This window comes from Bacillus cereus (assembly GCF_002561295.1).
Taxonomy (GTDB): domain Bacteria; phylum Bacillota; class Bacilli; order Bacillales; family Bacillaceae_G; genus Bacillus_A; species Bacillus_A cereus_S.
Genome location: NZ_NTUG01000040.1, coordinates 1 through 15854 on the forward strand (window position 1 = coordinate 1; position 15854 = coordinate 15854).

Genomic DNA, 15854 nt, shown 5'->3' on the forward strand with positions numbered 1-15854 from the left:
TTTGAAGGAATATACCTTCATAAGTCTGGTAATGATGGCAGAGAGGTCACACCCGTTCCCATACCGAACACGGAAGTTAAGCTCTCTAGCGCCGATGGTAGTTGGGACCTTGTCCCTGTGAGAGTAGGACGTTGCCAGGCTTTTATATCGTCGCGGGGTGGAGCAGTCCGGTAGCTCGTCGGGCTCATAACCCGAAGGTCGCAGGTTCAAATCCTGTCCCCGCAACCAATGGTCCCGTGGTGTAGTGGTTAACATGCCTGCCTGTCACGCAGGAGATCGCCGGTTCGACCCCGGTCGGGACCGCCATTTATACAAAGAAAAGAACGAAACAAGTTGTTTCGTATTTTTTTATTTATTTTTAAGAAAACTTATAAAGACAGTCAATCTTACCCTTAGGATAATTCCTAAGGTCTTTTTTATATGTTCAAAATGAAACCAAGTAAAAAAATCTGTATAATAGAGAGCAGAGAATATTGTGAGTAAGGTAGGTGAAACCTTTGAGTAAATATGAAATCATGACAACTTCTTCTGAAGAGACGCAAAACTTATCAGAAAAGCTAGGTCAACTTGTTAAAGCACAAGATGTGCTCATTTTAGAAGGAGATCTAGGTGCTGGTAAGACAACATTTACGAAAGGTCTTGCAAGAGGACTTGGCGTAAAACGAGTTGTAAATAGTCCTACGTTCAATATCATTAAAGAATATAAAGGAAGATTACCGCTATATCATATGGACGTGTATCGTTTAGCGGAGAGTGAAGAAGATTTAGGGTTTGATGAGTATTTTTATGGCGAAGGAGTAACAGTGGTAGAGTGGGCGCATTTAATTGAAGCCTTTTTACCAAATGAGAAGTTAAAGATTAGTTTATTCCATACAGGTGATGATACGAGAAGAATTGTATTAGAGCCAAGTGGTGAGCGTTATATTAGATTATGTGAGGAGCTATTACAAGATGAAAGTACTAGCAATTGATACTTCAAATTATGTAATGGGTGTTTCGCTTATTGAAGAAAACACTGTTGTTGGGGAAATCATTACAAATTTAACAAAAAATCATTCTGTACGTCTTATGCCAGCTGTAGAACAACTTTTGAAGGAATGCAATGTAAAACCGAAAGAGTTAGATAAGATTGTTGTAGCAGCTGGTCCGGGGTCTTATACGGGAGTTCGAATTGGTGTGACTGCTGCAAAAACATTAGCATGGTCATTACAAATACCGATTGTGGGTGTATCTAGTTTAGAAGTGGTAGCTGCTAATGGAGTTGATTTCCAAGGCGTTATCTGTCCATTGTTTGATGGACGCCGCGGACAAATTTATACGGGCTTGTATACATACAAAGAAGGACAACTATCTTCAATAGAAGCGGATCGGATTGTTCTTATTGTGGATTGGTTACAGATGTTAAAAGATAAGGGACAACCTGTTTTATTTATCGGAAATGACGTAGATCAACATAAAGAAACGATTATAGAACATTTAGGCGATCAAGCTGTGTTTGCCTCCTTTACAAAGAATAATCCAAGACCGAGTGAGCTAGCATTTTTAGGGTTGCAAAAAGAGGAGCAAAGTGTGCATACATTCGTTCCGAGCTATCTGCGTTTAGCGGAGGCAGAAACAAAATGGCTAGAAAGTCAAAAACAATAGGGGTTCTCATAATGGGTATTGCATTTAGAAAGATGACGACTGATGACATTCCTCAAGTTGTAGCTATTGAGGAAGCCTCTTTTCCAACTCCTTGGACTGCTGATGCATTTTATCGTGAATTAACAACGAATGAGTATGCACATTATGTTGTCGTAGAAAAAGATGATGTGGTAATCGGATACTGTGGATTGTGGATAATTATTGATGAATCACATATTACGAACATAGCCATTTTGCCAGAATACCGCGGTCAAAAGCTGGGAGATGCCTTGATGAAAGAAGTAATGAATCAAGCAAAGGAACTGGGAGCGAAAACAATGACACTTGAAGTTCGCGTGTCAAATGAAGTAGCAAAGCAGTTATACCGAAAATATGGATTCCAAAATGGTGGGATTCGGAAACGATACTATACAGACAATTATGAAGATGGTCTTGTAATGTGGGTGAATATATAATGGAAAAAAATACGATTATACTTGGTATTGAAACAAGCTGTGATGAAACAGCTGTAGCAGTTGTGAAAAATGGAACAGAAATAGTGGCAAATGTTGTTGCTTCGCAAATTGAAAGTCATAAACGATTTGGTGGAGTTGTACCAGAAATTGCATCTCGCCATCATGTGGAACAAATTACAGTTGTATTAGAAGAAGCGATGAAGGAAGCGAATATCTCGTTTGAAGATATAGATGCAATTGCAGTAACGGAAGGACCTGGTTTAGTAGGTGCGCTTTTAATTGGTGTAAATGCAGCGAAAGCAGTTGCTTTTGCTCATGATATTCCGCTTGTCGGTGTTCATCATATTGCTGGTCATATTTATGCGAACCGTTTAGTAAAAGAACTCCAATTCCCATTGCTATCGCTTGTTGTATCTGGAGGGCATACTGAACTTGTTTATATGAAAGAGCATGGTTCGTTTGAAGTAATTGGTGAAACAAGAGATGATGCAGCGGGTGAAGCATATGATAAGGTTGCACGTACATTATCTATGCCGTATCCAGGTGGTCCTCATATTGATCGCCTTGCCCATGAAGGAAAGCCAACGATTGATTTACCTCGAGCGTGGTTAGAGCCAGATTCTTACGATTTTAGCTTTAGTGGATTGAAATCGGCAGTTATCAACACTGTGCATAACGCAAAACAACGCGGTATAGAAATTGCACCAGAGGATTTAGCAGCTAGCTTCCAAGCGAGTGTAATAGATGTCCTCGTAACGAAAGCTGTGCGTGCAGCAGAAGCGTATGATGTAAAACAATTGCTTCTTGCTGGTGGTGTAGCAGCGAATAAAGGCCTTCGTGCACGTCTAGAAGAAGAGTTTGCGAAAAAAGAAAAAATAGAGCTTATTATTCCACCGTTATCCTTGTGCACAGACAATGCAGCGATGATTGCAGCAGCAGGCACAATTGCATATGAACAAGGGAAACGCGCAACATTAGCATTAAATGCAAATCCAGGATTAGATATTGAAGCATAGTTATACACATAATTAACCACAACTTGTGGATAAACCCCCTATTATCTGTTGATAATAGGGGGTTTATTGTGAATATAAAATGTGCATAACTTTTTTGTTTCTTGTGGATAATGTGGAAAAGTTATTTTTAGAGTGTATATAATAATGGTGGATATGTGTATAAGGTTGTGGATAATTCAATATAGGTCAGACCTTTCATGGCAACCTATTGTATAAAAAAACAAACAAGGTAGTTGAAAATTTTTAACTACCTTGTTTTCATTATATGAATATATAGGGTTTATACGTGTAACTCTTCCCATTCTGCCATAAACTTCTCTAATTCGTCTTGTTTTGTTTGTTTTGCTGTTGTAATTTCACTAGCTCTTTCATAATCAGCGTATACTTCAGGAAGGCATAATTCCTCTTCTAATTTTGCAATTTCCTCTTCCAACAGTACAATGTTTTGTTCAATTTCTTCAATTTTTCGGGCACGCTGACGCTCCTGTTTTTTACGCTCTTTTTCTTCAAGATAATTTAATTTCTCTTGAGCAATCGTTTTTTGGACTGGTGCATCTTCTTCTTGTTTTTCAAACGCAGCACGTTCAATCATTTCATTTTTCTTTTCAATATAGTAGTCATAGTCACCTAAATATTCTTGTGCACCATCTATCGATAACTCAACAACTGTAGTTGTGACACGGTTAATAAAATAGCGATCATGCGAAACGAATAAAAGGGTTCCTGGATAATCAATTAAGGCATTCTCTAGAATTTCTTTACTATTTAAATCAAGATGGTTTGTTGGCTCATCGAGAATGAGTAGATTTGATTTTTGCATCATTAATTTCGCTAAAGCTAATCGAGCTTTTTGACCACCACTTAGAGAAGATACGGGCTTTAATACATCATCTCCAGTAAATAAGAAGTTACCGAGTATCGTACGAATTTCTTTTTCAGGCTGAAGTGGATACTCATCCCATAGTTCGTTTAAGACACGTTTAGACGATGTTAAGTTTGCTTGTTCTTGATCATAATATCCAATAGATACATTCGAACCGAACGAAACTTCACCGCTTAGTGTGTTTAATTTATTCACAATTGATTTTAATAATGTAGATTTTCCAATCCCATTTGGACCGACTAATGCAACGCTATCACCGCGGGTTAAGCGCATGTTTACATGTTCGATGATTGGTTCTTTGTCATATCCGATAGAAACATCTTTTACTTGTAATACGTCGTTTCCGCTTTGTTTTTCGATATCAAAGTGGAAAGATGCAGATTTAGAGTCACCTAATGGTCGAGTTAGTAATTCCATTCTGTCTAACTGTTTTTGACGACTTTGTGCACGTTTCGTTGTAGACGCACGAGCAATATTTTTTTGGACGAAGTCTTCAAGTTTCGCAATTTCCTCTTGTTGTTTTTCATAACGTTTCATTTCTTGCTCATATAGTGCGGCCTTTAAATCTAAATATTTACTGTAGTTACCGACATATCGTCTGCTTTCTTTATTAGAAATTTCATATACTTGTGTAACAAGTTTATCTAAAAAGTAGCGATCGTGAGACACGATTAAAATAGCGCCAGGGTAGCCTTGTAAATATTGTTCAAGCCATGTTAATGTATTGATATCTAAGTGGTTTGTTGGCTCGTCCAAGATGAGTAAGTCTGGTTTTGTAAGCAGTAATTTCCCAAGGGCAAGTCTTGTTTTCTGTCCGCCACTTAGCGTAGAAATTGTTGTTTGGTGTGTTTCCGCTGGAAAACCAAGTCCACTTAAAATGGAGCGAATATCCGCTTCGTATTGGTAACCACCTTGATCTTTGTAGTCTAACTGTAGTTGATCATAATCAGCGAGTAATCTCTCGTACGTAGCAGTATTGGAAAAGTTCTCTTCTTGCCCCATTTCGTGCTCTAGCCTTCGGAGTTTTGTTTCCATTTGTTGCAGATGAGAAAAGACAGTAAGCATTTCATCCCAAATTGTTAAGGTTGTTTCTAAGCCAGTATTTTGGGCTAAATATCCAATAGAGACATCCTTTGGTTTTATAATTTCTCCGCCATCGTGAGAGAGTTCACCAGCAATTATTTTTAATAATGTAGATTTTCCAGCCCCATTTCGGCCAACTAGTGCGATACGATCTCTTGTTTGAACTTCCAATTTAATGTTTGCAAGAATTGTTTCAGCACCGTATAATTTTGAAAGCCCATTCACTTGTAATAAAATCAATGTTTTCACCTCAAATAATTTCTTAACTTTGCCATGTTTATATTTCTCAATCATACTAAAAATAGTGTATAGTTTAAAATAAAGAGAGAAGTCTTCTCTCTATTATACAGGGAAAGTCATATGTACTAAACTTCTGTATTTGTTTAAATATGTGAACAAAGATAGAGAGAGAGGAGAGGTTATATGGATCAGCAAAAGATTCCGCAGGCCACTGCCAAACGGTTGCCTCTATACTATCGATTTATCCAAAACTTATCTCTTTCTGGTAAGCAGCGTGTTTCATCGGCAGAATTGAGTGAAGCGGTGAAGGTAGATTCCGCGACGATTCGAAGAGACTTTTCATATTTTGGAGCGTTAGGGAAAAAAGGATATGGATATAATGTAAATTATTTATTATCGTTCTTTCGAGAAACGCTTGATCAAGATGATATAACACGTGTAGCACTTATTGGAGTGGGTAATTTAGGGACCGCTTTCTTACATTATAATTTCACGAAAAATAATAATACAAAGATTGAAATGGCATTTGATGTCAATGAAGAGAAAGTTGGAAAAGAAATCGGAGGAATTCCTGTATATCATTTGGATGAATTAGAAGATCGTTTAACAAATGAGATACAAGTGGCAATATTAACAGTACCTGCTACTGTTGCACAAGCTGTAGCAGATCGATTGGCAGAAACAAATGTACACGGGATTTTAAACTTTACACCAGCACGATTAAATGTGTCGGACAATATAAGAATTCATCATATTGATTTAGCTGTAGAATTACAAACGCTTGTTTATTTTTTGAAAAATTATCCACAATAAAACGCAGAGGGAATCCCTCTGCGTTTTATTGTTGCTTCTTTTTGCTGAATTTAACTAAGATAAGTCGAAGAGCCAAATTAAAGTCGATTGTTGCCATAGCGGCAAATAATATCGTGGAAAAATTCCATATTGTATCTTCAACGTTGATAATAGCAAAGTATGTAAAAACACATCCAAGAAGGAAATACAGTGCTGCCATGAACAATGGTGAGTTCCTCATATTTAAAATCCTCCGATAAATCCTTGCATTTTTTCTGCTTCTTTAATCATTTCTTGTATTTGTTCGTTACTTACTAGTACTTGGGTTATTGCGACTAATGTGTTCATCGCAACGTGAGCCATAATAGGAACGATGATTCGTTTCGTTTTCACATATAGAAAAGCGAAAACAAGTCCCATGGAAGTGTATACTAACAAGTGTGTAAAATCAAAGTGAATTGCCGCGAAAACAAGTGAACTAATAATTGCTGCGATAAAGAAATTAAACCTTTTATAGAGCGTTCCAAATAAAATTTTTCTAAAGACAATCTCTTCTAAAATAGGACCGATGATAGAGATAACAATAAGGAACCATGGAGTGGCTCTTGCTATTTCCATCAAGTTTTGGGTGTTTTGAGAACCAGGATTAATCCCTAATAGTCGTATTTCAATATTAGCTGCAAGTATTTGAGCAAACATAGCTAAAAAGAAACCGATAAAAATCCAGCCGATTGTAGCAGAAGTGCTAGCTCGCTTCGTATCTAAATGTCTTTCGCGGATATCGGTTCTAAGGAGCCAAAGTATAATACATAATGCAATGAAAAAGCTGATGATTGACCAGTGACCAGCCATGATTTGTAGTTTTTGCTCGCGTGAAACTGCCATATTATCATATAGTCCTGTTTTTGAAAGGAGCCACATGCCAACAATTCCCGATAGTTGCATTAGAATATATGTAACTATAATCCACCAATATTGTTTTTTCAAATGGGTTAACCATCCTTTCTAACTCTAGTTTATCCCGCATTAACGGGCAGTAAGACCCTCACCTCAAGATTCAGAGAGAAACGAGGAAGGTAGGTGNNGGGGGATGAAGAAACCCCCCGCTGATTAAAGTTTCACTTTATGAGATAAGGCGGGATAACATGTAACGATCCTGCCTGGGGATACGTAATAACCGTTCGTATTATTATTTTTTTGTAAATCTTTATTGGAAAATGAAATAGGTGACAGGAAAAAGCTGTACCTATAGAGAAAATAACTTATGGCATCTTTCATATTGTAACATACGATAAGTGGAAAAGCCGCTTCATATATCATGAGTCTTCTTAATCATGATCACATAATTATTTTTTAGAAAGCCGTATAGAAAAAGTGTATCTAGTAATTTGCGAAAAAATTATGATTTTTTTACTTGCAAAAGAAAATTAGATTATTTATTATTATAAGTGTGTTAGCACTCATTGTCTTTGAGTGCTAATAAAGAAAATTTACATAAGAAAATGAGGAGGTTGTTGTTCATGCTAAAGCCATTAGGTGATCGCGTTGTAATTGAGCTTGTTCAAGCAGAAGAAAAAACAGCAAGTGGTATTGTATTACCAGACACTGCAAAAGAAAAACCACAAGAGGGTAAAGTTGTTGCAGTAGGTACTGGTCGTGTGCTTGAAAATGGTGAGCGTGTTGCTTTAGAGGTAGCAGCAGGTGATCTTATCATCTTCTCAAAATATGCAGGTACTGAAGTGAAATACGAAGGTACAGACTACTTGATTTTACGTGAAAGTGACATTTTAGCAGTTATCGGTTAATTATATACATTTTAAAAATCCAAGGGGGTCAAATATTATGGCAAAAGATATTAAATTTAGTGAAGAAGCACGTCGTTCGATGCTTCGCGGTGTCGACACTCTTGCAAACGCAGTAAAAGTAACGCTTGGACCAAAAGGTCGTAACGTTGTACTTGAGAAAAAATTCGGTTCACCACTTATTACAAATGACGGTGTAACAATTGCGAAAGAAATCGAATTAGAAGATGCATTTGAAAACATGGGTGCAAAATTAGTAGCAGAAGTTGCTAGCAAAACAAATGACGTAGCTGGTGACGGAACAACAACTGCAACTGTATTAGCGCAAGCTATGATTCGTGAAGGTTTAAAAAACGTAACAGCTGGCGCGAACCCAATGGGTCTTCGTAAAGGTATCGAAAAAGCTGTTGTTGCAGCAATTGAAGAATTAAAAACGATTTCTAAACCAATCGAAGGTAAATCTTCTATCGCACAAGTAGCTGCTATTTCATCAGCTGACGAAGAAGTAGGTCAATTAATTGCTGAAGCAATGGAGCGCGTTGGTAACGACGGCGTTATTACTTTAGAAGAATCTAAAGGATTCACAACAGAGTTAGATGTAGTAGAAGGTATGCAATTTGATCGTGGATATGCATCTCCTTACATGATCACTGATTCTGACAAAATGGAAGCAGTGCTTGATAACCCATATATCTTAATCACTGATAAAAAGATTTCTAACATTCAAGAAATCTTACCAGTGTTAGAGCAAGTGGTACAACAAGGTAAACCACTTCTTATCATTGCAGAAGATGTAGAAGGCGAAGCATTAGCTACATTAGTAGTAAACAAACTTCGTGGTACATTCAATGTAGTAGCTGTTAAAGCTCCTGGATTTGGTGACCGTCGTAAAGCAATGCTTGAAGATATCGCAATCTTAACTGGTGGCGAAGTGATCACTGAAGAACTAGGTCGTGATTTGAAATCTGCTACAGTTGCATCTTTAGGACGCGCTGGTAAAGTGGTTGTAACGAAAGAGAACACAACTGTAGTTGAAGGTGTAGGTAACACTGAACAAATCGAAGCTCGCATCGGTCAAATCCGTGCGCAATTAGAAGAAACTACTTCTGAATTCGATCGTGAAAAATTACAAGAGCGTCTTGCTAAACTTGCAGGTGGCGTAGCGGTAATTAAAGTAGGTGCAGCAACTGAAACTGAGTTAAAAGAGCGCAAACTTCGCATTGAAGATGCACTTAACTCAACTCGTGCAGCAGTAGAAGAAGGTATTGTTGCAGGTGGCGGTACTTCACTTATGAACGTATATACAAAAGTAGCTGGTATTGCAGCTGAAGGTGACGAAGCAACAGGTATCAACATTGTACTTCGTGCATTAGAAGAGCCAGTTCGCCAAATCGCAATCAACGCTGGTCTAGAAGGATCTGTTGTTGTAGAACGTCTAAAAGGCGAAAAAGTAGGCGTTGGTTTCAACGCAGCAACTGGCGAATGGGTAAACATGCTTGAGTCTGGTATCGTAGACCCAGCAAAAGTAACTCGTTCAGCACTTCAAAACGCAGCATCTGTTGCAGCTATGTTCTTAACAACTGAGGCTGTAGTTGCTGACAAACCAGAACCAAATGCACCAGCAATGCCTGACATGGGCGGCATGGGCATGGGCGGTATGGGCGGCATGATGTAATATCATCCGCTTACGGAACATCCATCTCTATATAGAGATGGATGTTTTTTGTTGTATATGGAAGGAAAATTATAATAATAAAGATTTTATGGCACGGAGAAAATAATTTCTGTAGAATTTTGTCGCTTTCTCTCTTGACCATATTGATACTTCATTGTTAGAATCTAGGAAGATAATATAAAACGATCCTTCATATATCCTCAATGATATGGTTTGAGAGTCTCTACCGGGTTACCGTAAACAACCTGACTATGAAGGCAGTGTGTCTTATATTTATAAAGAGCGGAGACTATCTTTCTTTATAAAGCCAGACCCCTGCCTTTTCTTTGTTATGAGACTAGAGGCGGAGGACTGGCTTTTTTTATTATATTGGTAATGCTTTTTGCCAAATTGGTGAAAATATTTATATACGAGAACTAACGTTGGGGTGATTATTTTGAAGAAACAGCACGATACGATTATCGTTTTAGATTTTGGGAGTCAGTACAATCAGTTAATTGCACGTCGAATTCGTGAGTTCGGTGTATACAGTGAACTTCATCCACATACAATTACTGCAGAAGAAATTAAAGCAATGAATCCAAAAGGGATTATTTTCTCTGGTGGACCAAATAGTGTATACGGTGAAGGCGCATTACATTGTGATGAAAAAATCTTTGAGCTAGGCTTACCGATCTTCGGTATTTGCTACGGCATGCAGCTTATGACACAACACTTTGGTGGAAAAGTAGAACGTGCAAACCATCGTGAGTATGGAAAAGCAGTTCTGAAAGTAGAGAACGAATCAAAATTATATGCGAACCTTCCAGAAGAGCAAGTTGTATGGATGAGTCATGGTGACTTAGTAACAGGTTTACCAGAAGGTTTCGTAGTAGATGCAACAAGTGAGTCTTGTCCAATTGCTGGTATGAGCAATGAAGCGCAAAACTTATACGGTGTACAGTTCCACCCAGAAGTACGTCATTCTGAGCACGGTAATGATTTAATCAAAAACTTCGTATTCGGCGCATGTGGTTGTTCTGAAGGATGGAACATGGAGAACTTTATCGAAGTAGAATTAGAAAAAATCCGTGAAACTGTTGGAGACAAAAAAGTACTATGCGCACTTAGTGGCGGTGTAGACTCTTCTGTTGTAGCAGTATTAATCCATAAAGCGATCGGTGACCAATTAACATGTATTTTCGTTGACCACGGTTTACTTCGTAAAGGTGAAGCAGAAGGCGTTATGAAAACATTTAGCGAAGGTTTCCACATGAACGTTATTAAAGTGGATGCGAAAGAACGCTTCATGAATAAATTAAAAGGCGTTGAAGATCCAGAACAAAAACGTAAAATTATCGGTAACGAATTCATTTACGTGTTCGATGATGAAGCTTCTAAATTACAAGGAATGGACTTCCTAGCGCAAGGTACACTGTACACTGACATCGTTGAAAGTGGTACAGCAACTGCACAAACAATTAAGTCTCACCATAACGTTGGCGGACTTCCAGAAGATATGCAGTTCAAATTAATTGAACCATTAAACACGTTATTTAAAGACGAAGTACGTGTATTAGGATCAGAACTAGGAATTCCTGATGAAATCGTATGGCGTCAACCGTTCCCAGGTCCAGGACTTGGTATTCGTGTATTAGGCGAAATCACAGAAGAAAAATTAGAAATCGTTCGTGAATCTGATGCGATTTTACGTGAAGAAATTATAAAAGCTGGATTAGACCGTGAAATTTGGCAATACTTCACTGCACTTCCTGGCATGCGTAGTGTAGGTGTTATGGGTGACGAGCGTACTTACGATTACACAGTAGGTATCCGTGCAGTAACATCTATTGACGGTATGACAGCTGACTGGGCACGTATCCCTTGGGATGTATTAGAGAAAATCTCTGTACGTATCGTAAACGAAGTGAAGCACGTTAACCGTATCGTGTATGATGTAACGAGTAAGCCACCAGCAACTATCGAGTGGGAATAGAATAAGATTTATTCGCTTAAAGGAAGATCCATCTATGGTATTATGCATAGATGGATCTTTTTTTGCTCACTTACACGAACGAAAAATAAATATAATTTAAGAATGTTCGTTTTTAAGTTGACATATACCTATATGTGAGTTAATATGAGTATGTAATTAATACAAAAAATGAATATTACAGCCGTCGTATAATATCGGGGATATGGCCCGAAAGTTTCTACCTAGCTACCGTAAATGGCTTGACTACGAGGCGTTTGTATAAAGGTTAGGGGAAAACTACCTTTGTTTATAGAACGCTTCCATGTATACGCAATGGAGGCCTTTTTTATTTTTATAGATAAAAGAGGGCTAGGGAGGATTACGACGAGTAATCATATAACGGGGGAAACGTAGGATGAAACGTTATTTTCAGTTTGATGAACTCGGTACGAATTATAAAACGGAGTTCATTGCAGGGTTAACGACATTTTTATCTATGGCTTATGTATTATTTGTCAATCCTGCTACACTGTCACTGGGGAATATTAAAGGGTTACCAGCTGGAACAGGGATGGATCCAGGTGCGGTGTTTGTTGCTACTGCATTAGCGGCAGCAATTGGTTCACTCATTATGGGGATTTTCGCAAAATATCCAATCGCTTTAGCTCCAGGTATGGGAATCAACGCATTCTTTGCTTATACAGCAGTGTTAACGATGGGTATTCCGTGGCAAACTGCGATTGCCGGAACATTAATGTCAGGTATTATCTTTATTATTCTTACTGCTTCTGGTATTCGTGAAAAAATCATTAATGCAATTCCAGCAGAATTAAAGTTTGCGGTAGCGGCAGGTATTGGTTTGTTCATTGCTTTTCTTGGGTTTCAAAATGCCGGAATTATTGTAAAGAATGATGCGGTCCTTGTTGGATTGGGGGATTTAACAAAGGGTACAACATTACTTGCAATTTTCGGTGTAGTAATTACGATTATCTTGATGATTAAAAAGATAAATGGTGCGGTTTTCTATGGGATGATTCTTACAGCAATCTTAGGAGTAGCAACAGGGTTAATTGATACACCAAAAGCTATAGTGGGTGCAATTCCGAGTCTGGAACCTACGTTCGGTGTAGCCTTCCAACACTTTGGAGATATCTTCACTGTTCAAATGGCGATTGTTATTATAACGTTCTTCTTCATTGATTTCTTTGATACAGCGGGTACACTTGTAGCGGTTGCGAATCAAGCAGGATTAATGAAGAATAACAAATTACCACGTGCAGGAAAAGCGTTATTTGCAGATGCAATTGCAACTGTAATTGGTGCAATTCTTGGTACATCTACGACAACGTCTTACATTGAATCGTCTGCAGGGGTAGCAGCAGGAGGACGTTCAGGATTTACAGCAGTTGTAACAGCAGGATTTTTCTTGCTAGCACTTTTCTTCTCGCCATTACTAAGTGTCGTAACTGCGGCTGTAACGGCACCAGCATTAATTATCGTTGGGATCTTGATGGTTTCTTCTTTAGGAGAAATTGATTGGAAGAAATTCGAGATTGCAGTACCAGCGTTCTTTACAATCATTTCAATGCCACTTACGTATAGTATTGCAACAGGGATCGCGATTGGATTTATCTTCTATCCGATTACAATGGTTGTAAGTGGTCGACGTAAAGAAGTTCATCCAATTATGTATGTTATGGGAGTTTTATTCGTACTATATTTCATCTACGTTCGTAAATAAAAGGGGTTTTTGAAAGGTCTAGACTTAAGGGGAGTCTAGACCTTTTTTGCGTCTTCAGAAAATCTTAAGGATTTCATTCCTTTTTTCTTCAGAAGTTTTTTTATAATAAGAAGTAGGGATTTTAAAAGTTAGGGGAGATATTGTGGCACAAGAAACGATACTTGTTGTGGATGATGAAAAAGAAATTCGAGATTTAATTGCGATTTACTTGAAAAATGAAGGATATAAAGTATTGCAGGCCGCGGATGGAGCAGAGGGATTAGAGATATTAGAAAAGAATGAAGTGCATTTAGTTGTGTTAGATATTATGATGCCGAAAATTGATGGGATCCATATGTGTATGAAGGTAAGAGAAGTGAAAGAGATGCCGATTATTATGCTATCAGCGAAAACACAGGACATGGATAAAATTTTAGGATTAACAACAGGAGCGGATGATTATGTAACAAAACCATTTAATCCGCTGGAGCTTATAGCAAGAATTAAATCGCAGCTTCGTCGATATATGAAAATGAGTGGATTCGTTGTTCAAAATGAAAGCGAGATTGAAATTGGGGATGTGAAAATAAATGTCTTAACACACCAAGTAATTGTGATGGATGAAGAAGTGAAATTAACCCCAAGAGAATTTTCAATTCTAGAATTGCTAGCTCGTAATGTTGGTATGGTCTTTAGTGCAGAGCAAATTTATGAAAAGGTTTGGAATGAACGATCCTTTCAATCTGATAATACGGTAATGGTACATATTCGAAAAATTCGTGAGAAGATCGAAGAGAATCCGAGAAAACCGCGTTATATTAAAACCGTGTGGGGAGTGGGGTATAAAATTGAGAAAGATATTTAAGCCGTTTACCTATGTATATAAGAAAATAAGCGGATTGATTGCAAGGATAGTAAAGGGTATTCGGCGGAGCATACGAATCCAGCTTATTACTACTTTTATTGCCTGTGCGTTATTAGGGTTTTTGACATCAAAAGCGGCAACGCCTTTTTTTGAGAATGCAAATAGGGAAGCTACAATTGATTATAGGGTTGGTATGGAACAAATTAACCAACAAGCTCAAAGTAAAGCGGATATGATGGTTCATGAAAATAAATTAGAGGCTATACCGAATATGATTGAAATGGAGAATCAAAACGTAGAACAAGGGTATAGAGCTTTGAAAATATTAATTACTGACGAGAGTGGTAAAGTTCTGTACAAAACGAAGCAGGCGCAAGAAGAACAAATTAATTTGCATAATACGATTCGAAATGCGACATCATTCGCTATTAATCATTCAAATTATAGAGACGAAATCGAAACGACAAGAAAGGAATTTATAGTTTTTTCACCTATTACAATTGAAGATAAAAACTTGTATATGTTTGTAAGTGGAATTCCTGAAGGGGAAGTAATATACGAGACAACTGAAGGTCCTTTTCCATTTTTTATTGGTGTATTTGTATTTATTTTCTCTTTCTTCTATATAACAAAGAGAAAGATGAAACAAATTGAAGCGATGGCACAAGGGGTAAAAGAAATAGAAAAAGGGAACTTGGCTTATCGCATTGAGAAAAAAGGGGAAGATGAGATCGCTGCATTGACTGAGAATATTAATAATATGGCTGAAGAGCTTATGGTTAATATTGAAAGAGAACGTAAGCTAGAAAAACAAAAAAATGAACTCATTACAAATGTATCTCATGATTTACGTACGCCACTTACTTCTATTATGGGGTATTTACGATTACTACGAGATTCTAAATATGAAAATAAAGAACAACATGACGAGTATATGAGAATCGCATTTTCAAAATCGGAGCAGTTGAAGAATTTAATAGAAGATTTATTCGAGTATACAAAACTAACGAATGAAAATATTGTCTTGGAAAAACAAGAAGTATGTATGAATGAACTCCTTGATCAATTAATAGAAGAGTTAGTGCCACAGGCAGAAGAACATAGTCTTGTATTTATTAAAAAGTTTCCCGAAGAACGTGTGTATGCTGCTGTTGATTCAGAGAAAATTGTTCGTGTATTTGAAAATCTATTAATGAATGCAATTAAATATAGTAAGGATGATGGAGAAATCAAAGTTTCTCTTGAAAGACAACGCCGTACTATGCAAATTTCTGTTACGAATTATAGCGAAGAGTTTACGAGAGAGGAGCTAGGGAACTTATTTGAACGTTTTTATAAGAAAGACCAATCTAGAAGTAGAGTCACAGAAGGATCAGGTCTTGGACTTGCGATTGCGAAAAGTATTGTCAAACTTCAAGGTGGAACAATTCGAGCTGATTATGAAGATGGGGTGATTCAGTTTATTGTTTCATTACCAATTATAGAAGGAAAGTAAATAAAGGTGTTTTTATAAAGAAAAAGGCTTATTTATAGAAGATAAGTCTTTTTTTATGTTTTTTAGAAAAACGTATTGACGGTTATATAAAAGAGGTGTAGTATTATACGAGTCGCTGATAGAAACAACGCAAACGCGACAAACGAAATAAAAAACTTAGTTGACATCGAAATACAAAGATGTTAACATAAGGAAGTCGCAAATGAGCGACAAACAAGTTCTTTGAAAAC

The 15854-nt window shown here is 37.4% G+C and carries 14 protein-coding genes, 2 tRNA genes, 1 rRNA gene and 2 riboswitches; of the genes, 14 read left to right on the plus strand and 3 right to left on the minus strand.

From position 1 onward, the window contains the following. Positions 1-24: 24 nt before the first annotated feature. The 7 genes from rrf to tsaD all read left to right on the plus strand — a co-directional run bounded on the left by rrf (position 25) and on the right by tsaD (position 3115). A 5S ribosomal RNA gene (gene rrf / locus CN373_RS21260) occupies positions 25-140 on the plus strand. Between the two features lie 11 nt (positions 141-151). Further along, positions 152-228: transfer RNA gene (locus CN373_RS21265), tRNA-Met, on the plus strand. Positions 229-230: 2 nt separating this feature from the next. Then, a tRNA-Asp gene (locus tag CN373_RS21270) sits at positions 231-306 on the plus strand. 191 nt (positions 307-497) lie between these two features. After that, positions 498-971, plus strand: coding sequence for a tRNA (adenosine(37)-N6)-threonylcarbamoyltransferase complex ATPase subunit type 1 TsaE (gene tsaE / locus CN373_RS21275; protein ID WP_000049626.1), 474 nt, complete (start codon positions 498-500; stop codon positions 969-971). After that, on the plus strand, positions 952-1644 hold the full coding sequence (tsaB, locus tag CN373_RS21280; RefSeq protein WP_000865775.1) for a tRNA (adenosine(37)-N6)-threonylcarbamoyltransferase complex dimerization subunit type 1 TsaB: 693 nt from the start codon (positions 952-954) through the stop codon (positions 1642-1644). The genes tsaE and tsaB overlap by 20 nt, the downstream gene beginning before the upstream one ends. Positions 1645-1655: 11 nt before the next feature. After that, entirely contained in the window at positions 1656-2099 is a 444-nt protein-coding gene (gene rimI / locus CN373_RS21285) for a ribosomal protein S18-alanine N-acetyltransferase (RefSeq protein ID WP_098360108.1), read from the plus strand. Continuing rightward, the gene (tsaD, locus tag CN373_RS21290) at positions 2099-3115 is read left to right on the plus strand and encodes a tRNA (adenosine(37)-N6)-threonylcarbamoyltransferase complex transferase subunit TsaD (RefSeq protein ID WP_098360109.1); all 1017 of its coding nucleotides are present in this window, start codon (positions 2099-2101) and stop codon (positions 3113-3115) included. The genes rimI and tsaD overlap by 1 nt, the downstream gene beginning before the upstream one ends. Before the next feature lie 280 nt (positions 3116-3395). On the opposite strand, the gene CN373_RS21295 is transcribed toward tsaD, so the two are convergent. Then, positions 3396-5321, minus strand: coding sequence for an ATP-binding cassette domain-containing protein (locus CN373_RS21295; protein WP_218011699.1), 1926 nt, complete (start codon positions 5319-5321; stop codon positions 3396-3398). Between the two features lie 183 nt (positions 5322-5504). On the opposite strand from CN373_RS21295, the gene CN373_RS21300 reads away from it, so the two are divergent. Then, positions 5505-6134 carry a redox-sensing transcriptional repressor Rex gene (locus CN373_RS21300; RefSeq protein WP_098360111.1) on the plus strand — a complete coding sequence of 210 codons (630 nt, stop codon included), beginning with the start codon at positions 5505-5507 and terminating at the stop codon, positions 6132-6134. 25 nt (positions 6135-6159) lie between these two features. On the opposite strand, the gene CN373_RS21305 is transcribed toward CN373_RS21300, so the two are convergent. Both CN373_RS21305 and CN373_RS21310 read right to left on the minus strand, forming a co-directional pair. After that, positions 6160-6354 carry a YdiK family protein gene (locus CN373_RS21305; RefSeq protein ID WP_001246206.1) on the minus strand — a complete coding sequence of 65 codons (195 nt, stop codon included), beginning with the start codon at positions 6352-6354 and terminating at the stop codon, positions 6160-6162. A 2-nt stretch (positions 6355-6356) separates the two neighbouring features. Next, positions 6357-7100, minus strand: coding sequence for a CPBP family intramembrane glutamic endopeptidase (locus tag CN373_RS21310; protein WP_098360112.1), 744 nt, complete (start codon positions 7098-7100; stop codon positions 6357-6359). 533 nt (positions 7101-7633) lie between these two features. Between CN373_RS21310 and groES the strand changes: the two genes are divergently transcribed. From groES to CN373_RS21340, 6 genes are all read left to right on the plus strand, one after another. Continuing rightward, a complete protein-coding gene (gene groES, locus CN373_RS21315; RefSeq protein WP_000917311.1) occupies positions 7634-7918 on the plus strand; it encodes a co-chaperone GroES in 285 nt (94 codons plus the stop codon). A gap of 37 nt (positions 7919-7955) precedes the next feature. Then, the gene (gene groL, locus CN373_RS21320; RefSeq protein WP_001029996.1) at positions 7956-9590 is read left to right on the plus strand and encodes a chaperonin GroEL; all 1635 of its coding nucleotides are present in this window, start codon (positions 7956-7958) and stop codon (positions 9588-9590) included. 170 nt (positions 9591-9760) lie between these two features. After that, positions 9761-9862: riboswitch (purine riboswitch) on the plus strand. A 164-nt stretch (positions 9863-10026) separates the two neighbouring features. Next, the gene (gene guaA, locus CN373_RS21325; protein ID WP_000743910.1) at positions 10027-11565 is read left to right on the plus strand and encodes a glutamine-hydrolyzing GMP synthase; all 1539 of its coding nucleotides are present in this window, start codon (positions 10027-10029) and stop codon (positions 11563-11565) included. 163 nt (positions 11566-11728) lie between these two features. After that, positions 11729-11831, plus strand: a riboswitch (purine riboswitch). Positions 11832-11959: 128 nt separating this feature from the next. Continuing rightward, positions 11960-13285 (plus strand): NCS2 family permease, encoded by a 1326-nt coding sequence (locus CN373_RS21330; RefSeq protein WP_000833073.1) that lies wholly within the window; start codon positions 11960-11962, stop codon positions 13283-13285. A 142-nt stretch (positions 13286-13427) separates the two neighbouring features. After that, on the plus strand, positions 13428-14129 hold the full coding sequence (locus CN373_RS21335) for a response regulator transcription factor (protein ID WP_098360113.1): 702 nt from the start codon (positions 13428-13430) through the stop codon (positions 14127-14129). Next, complete coding sequence (locus CN373_RS21340; protein WP_098360114.1) at positions 14113-15624, plus strand: sensor histidine kinase; 1512 nt, start codon at positions 14113-14115, stop codon at positions 15622-15624. The genes CN373_RS21335 and CN373_RS21340 overlap by 17 nt, the downstream gene beginning before the upstream one ends. Positions 15625-15854 lie beyond the last annotated feature (230 nt).

Bases quoted from the DNA above. Each gene is read 5' to 3' on its own strand.
- tsaB (WP_000865775.1), top strand. From the start codon at position 952: ATGAAAGTACTAGCAATTGATACTTCAAATTATGTAATGGGTGTTTCG.
- rimI (WP_098360108.1), top strand. From the start codon at position 1,656: ATGGGTATTGCATTTAGAAAGATGACGACTGATGACATTCCTCAAGTT.
- tsaD (WP_098360109.1), top strand. From the start codon at position 2,099: ATGGAAAAAAATACGATTATACTTGGTATTGAAACAAGCTGTGATGAA.
- CN373_RS21300 (WP_098360111.1), top strand. From the start codon at position 5,505: ATGGATCAGCAAAAGATTCCGCAGGCCACTGCCAAACGGTTGCCTCTA.
- CN373_RS21305 (WP_001246206.1), bottom strand. From the start codon at position 6,354: ATGAGGAACTCACCATTGTTCATGGCAGCACTGTATTTCCTTCTTGGA.
- groES (WP_000917311.1), top strand. From the start codon at position 7,634: ATGCTAAAGCCATTAGGTGATCGCGTTGTAATTGAGCTTGTTCAAGCA.
- groL (WP_001029996.1), top strand. From the start codon at position 7,956: ATGGCAAAAGATATTAAATTTAGTGAAGAAGCACGTCGTTCGATGCTT.
- CN373_RS21330 (WP_000833073.1), top strand. From the start codon at position 11,960: ATGAAACGTTATTTTCAGTTTGATGAACTCGGTACGAATTATAAAACG.